The following is a 976-nucleotide window of genomic DNA, read 5'->3' as shown; positions in this document are numbered from 1 at the left end:
TAAGCTGGCGTTATGTGCTAGGAGGGAAATTTGGACAAAATCTTTATTTCACAATTAGTTGATAGTGATCGAAGCTCTGTCTTTGACTTGCTTCAAAACGAGCAAACTATGAGGTTTTTGGGACCTAGAAGACCTTTGACTGATACAGAAGCTGAGATTTGGTTTGCTAACGAGCAACAGGCAGAAACTAGGTTTGCTTTCAGGTCTATTGAAACTAACGAAATTGTTGGTTTTTGCGGAGTTACTCAACTTGATGGCGAGTTAGACTTTGGGTATTTCATTCGTCAGAAGTTTTGGGGGCAAGGGTTAGCGTCTCTAATGTGTAAGTCCGCAATATTCAAACTGGCTCAATCCATTGATTTAATCCAAGTTAAAGTCTTTATCGCTTCAGATAATGTGGGTAGCCAAAAAGTGGCGCATAAACTCGGCTGGCAAATAAAGTGCACCGCTGAGAACGAATTTGAGTCAGGGCACTTGTATCAAATACGCACATAACAAACAATTCAAACAGACCAAAAACGTGTGGCACTTTTAGTTTACGTTGAATAATGTGTTTACAGTGGCTTGCAGAAGTGGCATTTGTACGTTTTTGGCAGTTTAATTGGGCGTTATAGCGCTTTGATAATTCAAGGTTTGTAAGGTTATCGAAAGTTGCTGGCTTCCGTGTTTTTGAGTTCGATTCCTTAACCTGAATCAAGGTGGAATATCCTCACAAACCAAGCTGTTGTAGGTTTCCCCAAAGTCTCCCAATTCATCAAATTTTGAAGCTTGGTTTTCGGTTTGTTCTTCTAAATTCTCGACTGAATCGGTGTTTTGGGTTTTGTGGTCTGGTTGCAGAAGGTTTTGTTGGCTAAGATGCTGTTCATTGAATGCAAGCTAAGTGCTTCATTGCCAAGTGAGTTTGTTTGTTTGTATCGCTCTAACAAAAGCTTCAAGCCGACAGCCAACGCGTGGCATTTTTAGTTTGCAGTAATAA

The 976-nt window shown here is 40.4% G+C and carries 1 protein-coding gene; it reads left to right on the top strand.

Annotated elements, in window-relative coordinates; genetic code table 11:
• Positions 1-30: 30 nt before the first annotated feature.
• A complete protein-coding gene (locus VPNCDNU1_RS28200; protein WP_104403453.1) occupies positions 31-495 on the top strand; it encodes a GNAT family N-acetyltransferase in 465 nt (154 codons plus the stop codon).
• The last annotated feature ends 481 nt before the right edge of the window (positions 496-976 follow it).

It is taken from the genome of Vibrio penaeicida, from assembly GCF_002933855.1.
Lineage (GTDB): Bacteria > Pseudomonadota > Gammaproteobacteria > Enterobacterales > Vibrionaceae > Vibrio > Vibrio penaeicida_A.
Note: the sequence above shows the minus strand (reverse complement) of the source record. Positions and strands in the feature narration are given on the sequence as shown.